Source organism: Peribacillus sp. NPDC097284 (genome assembly GCF_044761765.1).
Classification (GTDB): domain Bacteria; phylum Bacillota; class Bacilli; order Bacillales; family DSM-1321; genus Peribacillus.
In genome coordinates, this window is sequence record NZ_JBIWCZ010000003.1 from 290,271 (window position 1) to 306,154 (window position 15,884).

A 15,884-nucleotide genomic window follows, 5' to 3' on the forward strand; every position below is an offset into this window, starting at 1 on the left:
GAGGTATAAGACATGGATTTTTTAGGAGCATACACACCAGATCATTTAAAGTTTTTATTAGAAGGTTTTTGGGTAACGATTCAGGTGGCTTTTGTATCTATCATTTTAAGTTTTATCATCGGGGGACTAGTCGGCATTTTACGTTATGCAAAGATACCAGTTGTATCACAAATTTTAGCTGTCGGCGTTGAAACCATTCGTAATTTACCATTGTTGTTAATCATTCTTTTTACATATTTAGCGTTGCCTGAAGTAGGAATTAAGTTGGAAATTATTCCAGCTGCGATTGTTGCTTTGACCGTTTTTGAATCAGCCATGATATCCGAAGTAATACGAAGTGGGTTGAAATCAGTTGATAAAGGACAAATGGAGGCAGCTCGTTCATCTGGTTTAAGTTATGTGCAAGCCTTGATACATATCATACTTCCGCAGGCACTACGCCGAATGGTCCCACCTCTAGTGAGCCAATTCATCTCTCTATTGAAAGACACCTCATTAGCGGTAGTGATTTCTTTGCCAGAATTGACCCATCAAGGGCAAATCATCTATGGGCAAGGTCAAAATTTCTTGATTCCAATTTTAATTTTAGTAGCCCTAATGTATTTTGCCGTTAATTTTAGCTTATCTTTAGTGGCCAGGAGACTAGAATTAAAACGTACTTAAAAACTCCGACTCATATTTGAGTCGGAGTTTTTATCATATCTCAGCTATTTTTTCTTTCTATTCCATAGGAGGGGACTCGAAATGAGCGATAATGTGAATCATATGCATTTCAAAATCGTATACATATGAAGAGGAAAGAAGGTGAAAAAGCTGTCTGAAATTAAGCGTACCAATAGCAAAGCACTAGCCTCTTTAATCCTAGGAATTCTATCCCTTCTCATTCCCTTTATCGGAGTTATATTAGGGATATTAGGTCTGATTTTTGCTTCAAATGGTACAAAAGAAATTGTACATTCGGGAGAGCCTGGTATCAATTTGGCGACAGCAGGAAAAGTATGCAGTATTATGGGGATCATTTTTAATATGATCATAGTCCTTATTATCCTCTTATTTTCTATTCCGTCATAAAATAGCGATAATTCTACTTATCTAATTTGAAAATATGAAGATAAAGGAAATACTTCATAAGGATTATTTTGGGAAAATATGTTATGATTGACATGAATTAAATATTAAGGGGGGATGTTGTTTTTGTCCAATCAGATATTTAAGTATCCTGCTGTTTTTTATTATGAAAAGCACCCTTTAATCATGGATTCATTTTCAATTCAAGTGTGTTTTCCTGATTTTAAGAGAAAGGGTTTCACATCTTCCGTTAGCGGAAGAGATAGGGGCGACGCTCTAGCTTGTGCTCAAGAACTATTGTGTTCGATGGTCGAACATTTTATCCATTCAAAGAAACTAATCCCTGATGCAACTAAAATGGAAAAAGTGAATGTAGATCGAGGAATTAATATTTGCGAGGCTGACCCATTTCGCATTGAAATTGAACATATTACTTATGAAAAAGAAAGACAAAGTCTTACCCTACGGAGAGGATAAGGCTTTTTTTCTGTGTGAAAAAGGGATTCCTGTATTTAATCTACGGTTATGGAAAGTATAATGACAATTCATTTTGAATGGCAGAGGTTCTTTTTGAACGTACCTCCGAAAGGGTAGTAGAGCTTCGCACTTTAACGGTTTCAAATGGCGAGCATTTAGGAATAAGATGTATGAGGGGTTATTTAAATAGGCTATCATGCCTGTCTTTCTTCGAATTTATTGAAAAATGGTAATTACTTCGTTTAATCATTCTTAGGTAGAAAAGTATTCATATCCACTGGGAGACCAAGAAATTATAGCTTAGTTTTGTCATATTAACTTGATGCATCAATGGTGTTATTGATACTAGCCGATTTATATAGAGAATAGATACAATTATTTTTATTTTTGAAAGGATATTGAGTTCTTTATAACGAATATGTATAGTGTAGATAATATAGGTAAAAAGTATCAATAATATGGAGGTGTATTAGTGAAGTATTATATAGCATCGGATGAAAAAAATATAAAGCAAGTTAAATCATTAATAAAGAAATTGAATGCAAAGGGGTTCTCATGTGTAAATGAGTGGAATCTTTTTGACAAGAATGGTAATAAAGAAACCACTAATAGTTTAGGGGATTATGAAAAGGAAGGAATAGATGAAGCGGATTTTATGTTAATCTTTCTTACTGCGGGAAAGGGAAACCTTTATGAACTAGGACATGCCCTTTCTTCAAATAAAAAAATAGTTGTGTATTCGCCTGAAAAAGAGAATTATCATATTAACAAAAAATCAATATTCCATAATATCCCTGGTGCCATCATCTGCAGCGGGACTTTATATAAGTTGGTGAAATTAATTCAATCACTTGCCCCAGCAGAACAAGATGATCCAAGTCCTATGAATTCTTAATAATGTCTTTTGTATAAACAGTTGAATATACCCCCAAAAAAATAAAAATCAAAACGTAATGTTTAGTATATAAAAATATCGGGTATAGGTTACTAAAAAAGGGAGGAAGTTTATTTGGCTACTATAGACATTGATAAGTTATTACTAGCTACTGAAGAAATGGCCGAAGAATCAATTCCAGTTCATCTCTATACATTTGACATTGATAAGTTATTAGATAAGACGGATAATTGGTAAAGAAAAGCATGCCGCAATGGATATGCTTTTTTCTTTTGTAAATAAGTTTAACCTGATTACCAATTTTACAAGAGTAAGTAATCAGGCATGTGAGAATAGAATGAATAGTAGTGGAAATTAAAAAACGCGGCCCTTTACAAATCCTAAAATAACAAACATGGAAATAGTTCCGACAACAAAAACTGATTCAATAATCGTTAAGAGAAGTCCATCATACATCTGTATTTCCTCCTTATATGTAGTGTGTGATCAAGCTTAAATCAACATCTGTTTATTTGTAAATTATAACATGAAATTCATAAATTTAGTTGGGGAAAAGTGTCTAAATGTATAAAATTGTATCATTCTACTAGTCATTGGATTTTTAGTTTATCACTGCTAAGAGTTTTTATCCCTCACAGTTTTTTGTTCTTAAAGTTCTACATAGTACTAACGCCTCTTTAAGAATGGAGGTTAAATTTCATGTTTTTTATACATACTTATTTAGAAGCATACAGGAAATTGGGCACCATAAGAGGGAAAATGACATATAATGAAGAAGGAATGTAGGAGGTGAAAAATACTTGTCTCGCAAAGTGGAGGATTACCTCGAACAAGGAATTTATGGAACAAAAGAAATCAAGCCGGGTGAACGTAGGGAGTTTCTTGGGACGTTACGGGAAAGAGTCATTATCGTATTAACAAAATCACAAGTCTTTGAAAACAATCTATATCCAGAAATAGAAAATAGGATGAAACAATATCCACGGGCTAATTTACTTCTGAATGGTCAAATGGATTATCAGTACTTAGGGAAATACATTAAATTATCTAATCAATATAAGATTCCGTACAAGGTTGTTTTAAATCAGGAATACAATTCCGATTTAGGTCTGGTATTGGCCGAAAAAAATGCTATTGATAAAGGGAATATTTATATTGAGAAAGAGAAAGAAAAGAGTAAACCTAAAACTGTTAAGAAGAATAGTTTAAAAGCAAGGATTAAGAGATATGTAAAAAAAGTACTAAAGAAACCACGATAAGAGCAATCTAGCGAAGGTATGGGAATAGTCTATGGAAAAAAACCTCAGAAAGAGGGACCAATAATGGGCCCTCACTTCTTAGAACATATATATTTATGTTCGTTTCTTTCTCAATCTATAAAACTTCCTAAAGTTACCGATGGTCGTTTTTAGGACTGAGTAAACAGGAATTGCAATTAACATACCGATGAATCCATATATTGAACTGGCAACGAGGAGCAGCAAGATAATCGTTAATGGGTGAATGTTAAGTCTCTTTCCCATAATGTTTGGAGTAATCAGGTGACCTTCGATTTGCTGAACCACTATAAAGACAACGGTGACTTTTATCGCCAAACCAACATCTGTTTGCAAAGCGATGAAAATAGCTGGAAGTACACTTATCAGTGGGCCTAGGAAGGGTACAATCGTAAATACCATAGCTATAAGGGCAAATACTAATGCATAATCGAGTCCAATGATGAGGTATCCGATATATAATAAGACCCCAATTACGATTGATACGATGAATTGGCCGATAATATAGGTCGATAGAGTCTTATCGACGTCTTTTAATATAGTGTTTCCCTCTGCCTCCACTTCTTTTGGAATAAACTTTAATAAGAACGGCCTTAATTTTTCGCCATCTTTCAGAAAATAAAATAAAATGAACGGGGTTATGACTATAACAGTTAGAACACTTGTTACTGTAGTGAAAATGGTGTTGATATTTACCATGATCTTATCTGAAAAATTCTTAAAATAGGTTACGGAGTTCTCTTTTAGGGTTTTTATATTTACCATGCCAAAATCATTTTTCTCTATCACATGTTCGACATCTTCGGATTGTTCAGAAAGTTCCTTGACTTTACCTGGGAATTGATCCGATAATTTTTGGAATTGATCAACGAGAACTGGGCTTCCAAAGTAACTGCCATAACCAATTGCACTAAATATTATCAGAAAAACTAAGGAAATACTCAAAGTTTTAGGAATGAACTTGCTTAGAAATTGAACAACCGGCCTTAATATGTAATATAACAATCCAGCTAATAGGATGGGGAAAAATACGGCCGCAATGATATTTTGAATGGGTCTAAAAACATATTCTATCTTACCAAGTAATACAATGATCAGTATGGTTAAAATAATCCCTGTTGCATATTTAAAAAAAGGTTTGTTTATCCACACAATTGAATTCCCCCTTCTACATCTACTTTTACTATCACTATTTCCCTTGATTGACGCTATACTAAACTTTTATGCCATTTTCAGTGGTTTTCGATAGAGTAGAAATGAATGGACAAATTCTTGAATATTTTATATAAAGGCTCTGTTAAAGGTCTGATATTCACTTTAAAGGAACGAATGTTCTATGATGGGATTATCAAATATGAATGGGTGACAACTATGAGAGCAATTGAAATCCTTAAATTCATCCAAAAACGTAATCCAGCAGAAAAGCATCGGTTGTGACTACCACCGCAGACTTAAAGGATGGATACAGCGATTTAACGGTGTAGCAACCAAATATCTAAATAATTACCTCGCTTGGTTTCACCTGTTAGAAAGTATCCATCATCAAAGAAGAAGTCACAATGAAAGATATACTAGTTAAGGGGAGTTTAACTCCAAATAAAGAAATATATAGTACAATTAGGTTATCTGAGTTCGAGATATAAACTATATTTTTAACTAAATGGAGTTATATCTGGAATAAGTAAACTATACTATTTTTCGCTCGGGGGAAAACACTTGAGAAAAATCACCTTATCTAATGGAGAAACGGTAGAAGTTGAGTGTCTTAGTTTTGCATTAACAAGTGGAGTAGTTGAACCAGATGGCGGGGTGGTCATTGAAACAGAGCACTTTTACGCCCATCAAGATGTCGCATATCCCATCATTTTCATACTTGGATGGTTCCAAGATATGAATGGATGTATATTCGGGCGTTCAGTTGAGTCAGTTCGACCAGTATTACTTCACGCTAAAAATGAAATGAATGACAAGGAAAATGTTGAAGAAGTTATGGAAGCCATCAACATTCTTACCGAAGAACTAAATAAATAATTTAATAGAACTTCCGTTTTTAAGAAGTTCTACTTTTTTAAAATCAAAATTTAACTTAAACTATAACAAAGCCTATATAAAAAAAAGACCTCCATGTAAAATGGAGATCTAATCCGAACCTTATGATGACTTTTTCAAACTTTGTACTTCTTTTGCGGGTTGTTTTTCAGAACGTCCAAAAGCACCGTAGTAAAGACATCCTACCAATATTCCCCCACCGACAGCGTTACCTAGAAATACCGGAATGAAATTCATGATATAATCTCCCCAAGTAAGTGCACCTGCGAAAATACCAGCTGGAATGATGAACATATTGGCTACAACGTGTTGGAATCCAATAGCGATGAAGGCTGTAATTGGTAAGAACAAACCAACAATTTTACCAGTAGTGTCTTCTGCGCTATAGCTCATCCAAATAGCCAATGCTACAAGCCAGTTACATCCTATTGCAGAAATGAAAGATTCAATAAAACTTGCATCAACCTTTGAGTTGGCAGCTGCAATGGTTTTATCCAGGAAAACCCCTGTTTCGGTCAAACCAAGAAGGTGTCCGAATACGTATGCGACAAAGACGGAGCCTATTAGGTTTGTAACGGCAATTAAAATCCAGTTAATTGTCAATTGTTTAACAGTGACCTTTTTAGCAAGTGCTGCCATGGAGACTGCCATCATGTTTCCTGTTAGCAATTCTGCGCCTGCAACGACCGTAAGGATTAATCCTAGCGGGAAAACTAATCCGCCTATAAGATTATTCAGTGTACCCCATTCTGGCGGTAATCCGGCCGTAACGCGGATGTAAAATAGAAAACCTAAGGCAATAAACGCGCCTCCAAGGAATCCTAAAATTAAAATGCTTCTTAGTGGCAACGTGGCTTTCTTTTTCCCTGCATTGATTGCAATTTGCGCCATTTGTTGCGGGTTGTTATAACTCATTTTGCTCCCCCTTGAAAAATACTTTCTCTATTTTTTATTTTTTAGTAGTTAAGAGGCAAGGACTTACTTACCATATAAACAATACCATCAGTTATTATACACTTCTATTTAGATTTTTCTATAACAAAATAACATTTTTTTATTTTTTTTTAAAAAAAAGATAGATTTTAATGGGATTTTGGGGGTTTTGAGAAAGAATAATAAATATATCGAAAAAATAAAATAATGAAAAAATAACCAGATGCATAGTGTGCCTTGGTAAAGGATGTAATCCTCAGGCAGCTAAAAAGGCATTATCAAAAGCATGTTGCCCAAAGGGCCTGCTTCGATAATGCCTTTTTTAGCTTATTCAGTTGATGAATCAAGGCTCATGTCAGGAGATCTTTTCCACTGTAGCCTTGAATCCTTGTTGTTCCTGTGCGTTTCTCATTTTCTTGATATCTAAACGAAGCATTATTGAGATGACGAATGCAATCGTGATCAAGACTGCGAAAACGTAAAACACAGGAATGTAGCTATTTGTACTTTCTCTGATATAAGTTACCAACATAGGTCCACAAACTCCACCAAGAGACCAAGTTGTTAAAAGATAACCGTGGATTGCACCGATTTCTTTCGTTCCGAATAAATCACCGGCAAATGCAGGGAGGTTAGAGAACCCTCCTCCATAACAACTAACAACGAGTAAAATCAGACCTTGGAATAATAAGGAGTTGGTAGTTGTCGGAAGTAATAGGAATGCCGCAATTTGGATGATGAAGAAAATGACGAAAACATTAGGACGACCGATGTAATCAGAAGCGGCTGCCCAGCCAAGTCTTCCACCACCATTGAAAATCCCCATGATACCGACTAGGGTAGCCGCGCCAGCAACTGAAAGCCCGACTACATCCTGAGCCATGGGAGAAGCTACTGATATCATCATGATTCCTGCACTAGTGTTGATCAATTTCATGAACCATAACATCCAAAAGTGTTTTGTTCTAACCGCTTCCTTCGCGGTAGATTGTCTTAAATCTTTTTTCAATTCCTTTTTTCCTGATTCGATGTCTTGTTTCATGCCTTCTGGAATCCAACCTGCTTTGGGCGGTGCAATATAAGAAGCACCTAAAAACATTAGGATGAAGTATCCAGCACCTAAAATATAATAGGTAGTAGATATTCCTACAGACTGCATAAGGCTAGCTGCAACAGGCGCTGTAATAAGTGCCCCTGCACCGAAACCGAGCACTGCCATCCCAGTTGCTAGTCCTCTTCTATCAGGGAACCATTTAACAAGGGTCGAAACTGGTGATATGTAACCAATACCCATTCCTAGTCCGCTTAAAAACCCATAGGTAAGGAGGTAAAGTGGAAGCGAATCAATCATAATCGCCACGCCAGATCCGGCTTGACCTAAACCAAATAGTACCGCGGCAACCATGGCTGACTTCCTTGGCCCATTTTTTTCTACGAACTTTCCAAAGAAAGCTGCAGAGGTCCCTGCAAGTGCCATCATTATAGTAAACGCTAAAGTAACTTCAGTCTCTGACCAGCCCATTGCTTCTACTATGGGCTTTTTGTAAACACTATAAGCATATGCCCCTCCTATAGAAAGGTGGATAGCGATAGCTGATAAAGCGATTAACCATCTGTTTTTTGTCATGTTGGTACCCCTTTTCACAGTTATGAGAAAGATTCATGCGTTTTATCTATGATTCGTTAAGTTATATGCATTTTATCTATCTCGTTGCCTTAGTATATAAGATTATTATTTACTAGTAAACTACTAAATTAAATTTTTTTAATAAAAATGAGATTAAATGACAGTAGGCCTTAATTAAGGGAGTGTTTTTGTAAAAGAGTTTATAGAAGAAACATACACACCATTAAATTGAGAGAAAAGAATTTTTTTAATTAATATGTAGGGATAGGAGATAATAATCAATTAAACTGGATAATTTGCTAGCTGAAAACATATAAATATTCAATAAACGATAGCATGGGAGGGAATGATATGACCAAATAATTTACATAATAGAATGGATTTTCCTCTAAATGACGAAAAAATTAGATGAAAACGAAATTTTATTTAAAAAATTCGGAAAATTTAGTTATAAGGTCTTGAACTATGAAACCTTATAGGAGTAAACTAATTAAGATAGGTTTTATGGAAGTGAAATCTTGTAAAAATATTCAACAAGGGGTTTTGGTAATGAAGGAACAAGACATGCAAATCACGCTTAGTACAACGAAGAAAGAAAAGCCAAAGGCTGAACAGCTGGAGTTCGGTAAAACATTTACCGATCATATGTTTATTATGGACTATACACAAGGGCAAGGGTGGCATGATCCAAGAATTGTTCCTTATCAACCGCTCGAATTAGAGCCTTCATCAATGATATTTCATTATGGACAATCTGTATTCGAAGGATTAAAAGCATATGTAACAGATGAAGACGAAGTTATCTTATTCCGTCCGGAAAAGAATTTCCAACGCTTAAATAGTTCAAATGATCGTTTATGTATCCCTCATGTAGATGTCGACTATGCATTGAAGGCGTTAAAAACGTTAATTAGTATTGATAACGACTGGATTCCTAGAGCAGAGGGTACATCATTATATATACGTCCTTTCATTATTGCGACGGAACCTTATTTAGGAGTTTCTCCATCAGACCGTTACAAATTCATCATCATCATGTCGCCGGTAGGTTCTTATTATAAAGAAGGTATTCACCCAGTGAAAATAGCGGTTGAGTCATCCTTTACGCGTGCAGTGAATGGAGGTACTGGAGAAGCTAAAACCGGAGGAAACTATGCTTCGAGCCTTAAAGCTCAAGAGGTTTCCGAAAAGCTTGGTTATTCGCAAGTTCTATGGCTTGATGGAGTGGAGAAGAAATATATCGAAGAAGTGGGAAGCATGAATGTTTTCTTTAAAATCAATGGAGAAATTATTACTCCAGCTTTAAATGGTAGCATTCTTCCGGGCATCACGCGCGATTCCATCATTGAATTGTTAAAACATTGGAACCTTCCAGTGAGTGAAAAGCGAATTTCCATGCAGGATGTCTATGATGCCTATAAATCAGGTCAATTAGAAGAAGCATTCGGTACTGGAACTGCAGCCGTCATTTCTCCTATAGGTGAATTCCTATGGAATGGTGAAGAAATGGTCGTTCAAAATGGTGAAACGGGTGAACTATCCAAAAAACTATATGAAACGCTAACTGGAATTCAAACAGGTAAAATTCAAGATGAATTGGGTTGGACTACGAAAGTTGAAGAAAAAGTTACTCTCTAAGATTTTGAAGTCATACAGAAATGGGTCGGAATGTTAGGAAAAACATTTTGCCTTCATCAAAAGGGGTTTGGAATGATTTATTTCCAGACCCCTTTTTAAAATTTTGGAATAACAGAACACCATGTTTAATATAGTTTTGTTAAAGATGGGGAAGATATGTTTATTATTCTGGAATGAGGAGCCACACTTTATATAACATTACTTTTGGACTTTTAGGTTTTCTTTGGCCATTTCAACAAGTGACTTAACCATATTACCTCCCAAATGACCGCCAATTTTACCAGCTTGCTTTGCTGTCATTTGGCCATTATACCCTTTTTTTAAAGGAATGCCGACTTCATTGGCAGCTTCAAATTTCGCCTCCTCATGGGTTCTTGATCCAGCAACTTTGGCTTTTAGTTGATTAAGGTCTGCTCGGGCTTCTTCTACTAGGATTTTATTTCTTCTTGACACCGATTATCACCCCTTTATTTTAGGCTGTCCAAAAGGTAAAAAAAACATCATATGCTCATGCTAATGATTGATTGAAAAATTTTCATATGAACTCTTCTATTTGTCATTTCAAATAACGAACAAAAGGAAAGGTAAAGGGAAATTTTAACGTGGAATGTCAATAATTGCAGTCACCTCGGACGTTTTACTTTTTAGGCAACGGGTACATAAATATAAATAATATTTGTGAGGAGTAGTGAAATGCTGACTGCGAATTCTTGTTTATTAACGAAAGAAGACATGACGAACCCAAAAAGAGTACCACAATGGGTGATTAAAGAATATCAAACTTTCCATGATACGGTAACAGACAAGACTTTTCCTTGTTATTTTGGCATGAAGGCAGAAAATAAAGGTGAACTGCGTTATGCATATATCACTCAGGAAGATTGGTCCAATCTCCCAAAGGCTGTAGAAAAATTTCTGCAATTATTTCAGGAGCCTCCATATATTAGGCATGGTCTTTTTGTTTTCATGGAGCCGGAAAAAGAAGAAGGTGACTTGGAATTATATCGTAAGCGATTTTGGGATATCCTTCAATATTTACATGCCCATGATCATACACCTTGGCCTATAGAGAAGCCAAAGGATCCTGAACATTATCTGTGGGACTTTCATTTTGCAGGGGAACCCATCTTTATTTTTGGAAATGCACCGGCATATAAACAGCGTAAAACGCGTGATTTAGGTAATAGCCTCGTCCTAGGATTTCAACCTCGAATGATATTTGAAGGGTTAGAAGGAACGGAAAAGGGAGGAATCATGTCACGTGAAAAGGTAAGGGAACGAGTCGAAAAGTGGGATAACCTGCCCACGCATCCAGACATCAGTCATTATGGAGATGTCAACCACAATGAATGGAAACAATTCTTCATAGGTGATGATAGCGAACCAATCCTTGGGAAATGTCCGTTTCATCATAAAGATTCCAAGTAAACGAGGGCAAGATGCTCTCGTTTTTTCATTATCTGCTTCTTGAAATAGATAGTGAGATTTAATCCAATTAACAATAAAAAAATAAAAATCCTCAACAATGCATTTCTGTGCAGGTTTTCCGGAAAGTCGCTTATAATAAGAGGATAAGGGATATGAAAGGGAGTGTTATCATGAAAACATTCAAGACACGTGAAGAAGTAAAACAGGAAGAAACGTGGAATCTTACTGATATTTATAAAAACCAAGATGATTGGGAGAAGGATTTTCAAGAAGTCCTTACTGTAACTGATACATTAAAGGCTTTTGACGGTCATATTCATACAGCTCAAGAGTTGTTTGATTACTTACATTTAAGTGAAGAAATCGGATATACCTATAATAAACTCTATGTATTTGCCATGCTCCAAGCGGATTTGGATACCCGTGTCACCTCATCTCAGGCACTACTTGACCGAGCAGGTCAGTTAGGCAGAAAGATTAGCAGTGCATCTGCCTTCTTTATGCCATTCTTACTAGGCTTAGATGAAAAAACACTTAAAAGATACATAGCAGAAGTAGAGGGATTAAAATACTTTGAGGAAGATTTACTTGATTCATACCGTTATAAAGCCCATGTGTTATCGAAGGAACAGGAAGAAGTACTTTCCCAAATAGGTGATGCATTTTCAGCTCCGCAAAAAACTTTCGGGATGATTAACAATGCGGATATTAAATTCGGTGAAGTGACAGATGAAAAAGGTCAAAAAGTAGAGTTGACCCGCGGAATGTATTCAAAATTAATAGAAGATGATGACAGAGAAAAGCGGAAAGAGGCCTATTTGGCTTATTACCAACCTTATCTACAATTAAAAAATACAATAGCTTCCACTCTTTCAACGGCAATAAGAAATAATGTCAACTTATCGAAGCTTCGGAACTATCCATCCGCTTTAGAGAAATCCCTATTCGGGGACAAAGTGCCAAAAGAAGTGTACGATAATCTGATCACGTCCACAAAAGAAAATATCGAACCCATGCATAAATATATCGCTTTGCGCAAAAAGGTATTGGGTGTGGATGAATTGCGTGCATATGACTTAAGCGTGCCACTTGTTGAAGGCGCTAAAGAAGACATTACCTATGATGATGGATTTGCATTAATGATCGATGCGTTGAAGCCATTAGGTGAGGAATATGTGGAAATCCTAAAAAGCTTTAAGGAAAACCGCTATTATGATGTAAGGGAAACACCGGGAAAACGGTCTGGAGCCTATAACTTGGGACTTTACGGTGTGCATCCATTCATATTGCTGAATCACCGTGACGATCTTGACAGTGTGTTTACACTAGCTCATGAGTCCGGTCATGGCATGCATTCGTACTTCAGCTCAAAATATCAACCAAAAATCACAGCTGGTTATTCCATTTTTGTTGCGGAGGTAGCTTCAACCGTAAATGAGATTTTACTGATACGTCATTTACTTAAAACGACCGAGGACCTTCAAAAGAAGAAGCATTTGCTCAATCATTTTATTGATAGCTTTAAAGGAACCTTCTTCACGCAAGTCATGTTTGCTGAATTTGAAAAGATCGTCCATGAAAAGGCGGAAAATGATGAACCTCTTAATGTAGAGGTTTTGAATACAGCTTATGAAGAGATTTTTCGCACGTATAATGGTCCGGAGATCATCTTTAATGAGGAAGTGAAATATGGTTGGTCACGCATCCCTCATTTCTATCGTCCATTTTACGTCTACAAGTATGCTACGGGCTATGTATCTGCCATCACCATAGCGGATAAAATCCTTTCTGGAGACAAAGAGACCCTTGAAAGCTATTTAACGTTCTTGAAAAGCGGCAGCTCGGATTTTCCTTTAGAATTGCTTAAGAAAACCGGAGTGGATTTAACCAAACCGGAACCGATTGAAAATGCGATGAAAATTTTCAGTGATTTGGTTGACCAATTTGCCGAGCTGAACGAGGGCTAATGTACCCATTTCTTCCAAAACAGCCCATGGTACGATGAATGAAAAGATGCTATAGTAAGATTATTGGCAAAAGAGAGGCCCAATCTTCATTGATTGGGTCTTATTCCGTATGTTGAGAGAGTATACACTTTTTAGTGGTCAAATTTCACTTAAAAAAGTATTTTAGTATAGCTTTCTTTTTCATTCATTAGCATAAATTGTGAGGGAACGTGAACAATGAATTCAACGGTAAATTATATAAAAGAATGGCAACAGGCCCTTCAACTTGAAATTCTGCATCTAAAGAAATACGGAAGTACAAAATATTTAGTTTCAAATGGCCATCTCCTTTCAAGTGATGGCTCATTCACCTATTTCTTCGAAACGGGCTCTTCAGTGAAAATTCCGGTCGGGTCGATTGTACGGCTGGAATGGGGAGGAATTAAACAGGATGGGAGAGTTTTATCGTCAGAAGGAAAAAGCATCATCCTTTCCTTTGAACGGTCATTGGGTGATTTAATAGGGGAAGCATTTCTATACCACGATCCTTGGGAACTTTTAGAGCAACTAATCACAAGGTTAGATGAAGTTAAGAGAAGTAAGAAAAAGAGGCTGAGGATTAAGCGTCTTATGGATCCTTCCATGCCACAAAAACATCCTTCCAGCGAGAAACAAAGTAGTGTGAGGGAATTGTATGCACGCTCAAAGTTCAATCCAGTCACATTTGTCTGGGGTCCACCCGGGACTGGAAAGACCTACACATTGGCTCGTACGGCTGCCAACCATTATTTTCAAGGTAAAAAGATACTCGTCCTGTCTCATAGTAATCAAGCTGTTGATGTTTTGATGGCCGAAATTTCTTCATTCATAAAAAGGAAAGAACGTTTTCACGAAGGGGACGTCCTTCGATATGGGTCACAAATCGGTGAATCCTTAGCAATTCATGAAGATATTGTAACGGGGCAATTACTAGGGAAGCATGAACCGGACTTATTAGCGGATAAAGAGAAACTTGTAGGAGAAAAACGTTTATTGAAACAGGATTTAGCAGGTTCATTCAGTAAAAGGGACACCGACGAATTGCTTGAATTAGAAAAGAAATTGGCGCGGGTTTTGGAGAAAATCCGTCAAAAAGAGATAGAATTCCTAAAAGAAGCCAAAATTATCGGGACGACCCTGGCAAAAGCCGCTAAAGATGAAACGTTATACACTAGGGAGTATGACTTGATCATTTTGGATGAAGCCAGCATGGCATACGTACCGCAAGTGGCATTTGCTGCGGCTTTATCTAAACACATTTTAGTTTCAGGTGATTTCAAACAGCTTCCACCGATCGCAGCAGCCCGTGATTCCTTAGTGAAACTTTGGTTGAAAGAGGATATATTTCATAGGGCTGGAGTTGCGCAATCAGTTGAAGAAGGGACGCTTCATCCACATTTATTCCTTTTAAAAGAACAGCGCCGTATGCATCCAGAGATTTCGGCCTTTACAAACCGTGTTGTCTACAACAATTTTGTGGGAGATCATGAAAGTGTTTCGATAAGCAGAGAAAGTATCAGGGCTGCGGAACCGTTTGCCAACAAGGCTTCTGTTCTTCTTGATACGAGCTGTTCTGGTGAATATTGTATGACGGAGCGTACTTCCCACTCAAGGATGAATCTTTGGCAATTATTATTATCATTTCAGCTGATTCATGAAGCATATGTTGATGGTGCTAAATCGATTGGTTATGTGGCACCATATCGGGCACAGGCTGAATGGATGGAAAAGCTATTGGATGATCTGTACCGGAACGAACGGCAAACTACTGATATTATTGCCGCAACTGTCCATCGTTTTCAGGGCAGTGAACGTGATGTAATGGTTTTTGATACGGTAGATAGCTATCCACAGGATCGTGCTGGGATGTTATTGACAGGAAGAGAAAGTGAACGGCTCATTAATGTGGCAATAACGCGGACAAAAGGTAAATTTCTGCATGTGTGCGATACTTCTTTTATAAATAAACATGTATATCGTAGTAAAACGCTTCGACAACTTGTGGACCATCAAACGCATAACGGTCAGGTGATTCCAAGGAAAGACATTGGGAAATGGGTGAAACACCAACATTCCAGATTGCAGTGGATGCATGCACGAAAACTGGAAAAAGTCTTGGAGGATCTGGGTAATACCAACCATGAGATGATTATGGCAATCCCTGATGCAAACTTGCTGTCAGATGATTGGAAGCAGATTTTGTTGAAAAGAAACCCCAAGGTCAAGTTGACAATCATATCCGGAAAGAGAAATTCGGATATCCCTTTACATTCCTTTATAAGTTTGCCGGTTTCCTTCTCGTTTATCATCTTCGATAAACGCTTTGTCTGGCTGGGAGTCCCTATTGAGACAAATAATCGAATTCAGCCACCGTTTATATCCGCTCGACTGGATTCGTCAATCATCGCCATGGAACTTACCTCTCAATTTAAAAGAAATGAATAATTTGACGAAAAGACCCTGATTGGGTCTTTTTTTGTGAATATTTTATAGTTCAACTCGTTAAA

General features: G+C 36.9%; 15 protein-coding genes and 1 pseudogene. 12 read left to right on the forward strand and 4 right to left on the reverse strand.

Annotated features, from left to right (window positions below; all coding sequences use genetic code 11):
- Positions 1-12 precede the first annotated feature (12 nt).
- The 6 genes from ACIQXU_RS09415 (at position 13) to ACIQXU_RS09440 (ending at position 3,699) form a co-directional block, all read left to right on the forward strand.
- Positions 13-663, forward strand: coding sequence for an amino acid ABC transporter permease (locus ACIQXU_RS09415; protein ID WP_402868637.1), 651 nt, complete (start codon positions 13-15; stop codon positions 661-663).
- Between the two features lie 141 nt (positions 664-804).
- Positions 805-1,071 carry a DUF4190 domain-containing protein gene (locus ACIQXU_RS09420; RefSeq protein ID WP_402958759.1) on the forward strand — a complete coding sequence of 89 codons (267 nt, stop codon included), beginning with the start codon at positions 805-807 and terminating at the stop codon, positions 1,069-1,071.
- Positions 1,072-1,194: 123 nt separating this feature from the next.
- Positions 1,195-1,545, forward strand: coding sequence for a hypothetical protein (locus ACIQXU_RS09425; RefSeq protein ID WP_402988520.1), 351 nt, complete (start codon positions 1,195-1,197; stop codon positions 1,543-1,545).
- 472 nt (positions 1,546-2,017) lie between these two features.
- Entirely contained in the window at positions 2,018-2,440 is a 423-nt protein-coding gene (locus ACIQXU_RS09430) for a nucleoside 2-deoxyribosyltransferase (protein ID WP_402988525.1), read from the forward strand.
- Positions 2,441-2,554: 114 nt separating this feature from the next.
- Positions 2,555-2,677: a hypothetical protein gene (locus ACIQXU_RS09435; RefSeq protein ID WP_402868629.1), complete on the forward strand. Its 123-nt coding sequence runs from the start codon at positions 2,555-2,557 to the stop codon at positions 2,675-2,677.
- Positions 2,678-3,240: 563 nt separating this feature from the next.
- Entirely contained in the window at positions 3,241-3,699 is a 459-nt protein-coding gene (locus ACIQXU_RS09440; protein ID WP_402988534.1) for a YueI family protein, read from the forward strand.
- 93 nt (positions 3,700-3,792) lie between these two features.
- On the opposite strand, the gene ACIQXU_RS09445 is transcribed toward ACIQXU_RS09440, so the two are convergent.
- The gene (locus ACIQXU_RS09445; protein ID WP_402988541.1) at positions 3,793-4,869 is read right to left on the reverse strand and encodes an AI-2E family transporter; all 1,077 of its coding nucleotides are present in this window, start codon (positions 4,867-4,869) and stop codon (positions 3,793-3,795) included.
- A gap of 283 nt (positions 4,870-5,152) precedes the next feature.
- On the opposite strand from ACIQXU_RS09445, the pseudogene ACIQXU_RS09450 reads away from it, so the two are divergent.
- Positions 5,153-5,360 (forward strand): annotated as a pseudogene (locus ACIQXU_RS09450) (IS1595 family transposase); the annotation flags it as partial.
- Positions 5,361-5,433: 73 nt separating this feature from the next.
- The gene (locus ACIQXU_RS09455) at positions 5,434-5,748 is read left to right on the forward strand and encodes a hypothetical protein (protein ID WP_402988546.1); all 315 of its coding nucleotides are present in this window, start codon (positions 5,434-5,436) and stop codon (positions 5,746-5,748) included.
- A gap of 120 nt (positions 5,749-5,868) precedes the next feature.
- Here the strand turns inward: ACIQXU_RS09455 and ACIQXU_RS09460 are convergent, their stop codons facing one another.
- On the reverse strand, positions 5,869-6,681 hold the full coding sequence (locus ACIQXU_RS09460) for a formate/nitrite transporter family protein (protein WP_402868623.1): 813 nt from the start codon (positions 6,679-6,681) through the stop codon (positions 5,869-5,871).
- Between the two features lie 373 nt (positions 6,682-7,054).
- Positions 7,055-8,326, reverse strand: a complete 1,272-nt coding sequence (locus ACIQXU_RS09465; protein ID WP_402988551.1) for an L-lactate MFS transporter — start codon at positions 8,324-8,326, stop codon at positions 7,055-7,057.
- 549 nt (positions 8,327-8,875) lie between these two features.
- On the opposite strand from ACIQXU_RS09465, the gene ACIQXU_RS09470 reads away from it, so the two are divergent.
- Positions 8,876-9,964, forward strand: coding sequence for a branched-chain amino acid aminotransferase (locus tag ACIQXU_RS09470; protein ID WP_402988556.1), 1,089 nt, complete (start codon positions 8,876-8,878; stop codon positions 9,962-9,964).
- 198 nt (positions 9,965-10,162) lie between these two features.
- Here the strand turns inward: ACIQXU_RS09470 and ACIQXU_RS09475 are convergent, their stop codons facing one another.
- Positions 10,163-10,417: an alpha/beta-type small acid-soluble spore protein gene (locus tag ACIQXU_RS09475; protein ID WP_402868617.1), complete on the reverse strand. Its 255-nt coding sequence runs from the start codon at positions 10,415-10,417 to the stop codon at positions 10,163-10,165.
- A gap of 240 nt (positions 10,418-10,657) precedes the next feature.
- Here ACIQXU_RS09475 and ACIQXU_RS09480 point away from each other — a divergent pair, with 240 nt between their 5' ends.
- The 3 genes from ACIQXU_RS09480 (at position 10,658) to ACIQXU_RS09490 (ending at position 15,822) form a co-directional block, all read left to right on the forward strand.
- Complete coding sequence (locus ACIQXU_RS09480) at positions 10,658-11,392, forward strand: YqcI/YcgG family protein (RefSeq protein WP_402868614.1); 735 nt, start codon at positions 10,658-10,660, stop codon at positions 11,390-11,392.
- Positions 11,393-11,562: 170 nt separating this feature from the next.
- A complete protein-coding gene (pepF, locus tag ACIQXU_RS09485) occupies positions 11,563-13,359 on the forward strand; it encodes an oligoendopeptidase F (protein WP_402988559.1) in 1,797 nt (598 codons plus the stop codon).
- Positions 13,360-13,575: 216 nt separating this feature from the next.
- Entirely contained in the window at positions 13,576-15,822 is a 2,247-nt protein-coding gene (locus tag ACIQXU_RS09490; RefSeq protein WP_402988562.1) for an AAA domain-containing protein, read from the forward strand.
- The last annotated feature ends 62 nt before the right edge of the window (positions 15,823-15,884 follow it).